At 56.9% G+C, this 255-nt stretch carries 1 rRNA gene; it reads left to right on the top strand.

What is annotated here, in order from left to right:
- Positions 1–255 (top strand): 23S ribosomal RNA (locus tag K4B79_RS47605); the annotation flags it as partial.

Below are 255 nucleotides of genomic sequence, written 5' to 3'. Positions count from 1 at the left end.
GGAGTGAAGACTTGTCTTCACTCTCGTGACTGCGTGCCTTTTGAAGAATGAGCCTGCGAGTTTGCGGTGTGTTGCGAGGTTAACCCGGGTGGGGTAGCCGTAGCGAAAGCGAGTCCGAATAGGGCGATTGGAGTAGCACGCTCAAGACCCGAAGCGGAGTGATCTAGCCATGGGCAGGTTGAAGCGGAGGTAAGACTTCGTGGAGGACCGAACCCACCAGGGTTGAAAACCTGGGGGATGACCTGTGGTTAGGGG

This window comes from Streptomyces lincolnensis (genome assembly GCF_021173675.1).
Lineage (GTDB): Bacteria > Actinomycetota > Actinomycetes > Streptomycetales > Streptomycetaceae > Streptomyces > Streptomyces lincolnensis_B.
Note: the sequence above shows the minus strand (reverse complement) of the source record. Positions and strands in the feature narration are given on the sequence as shown.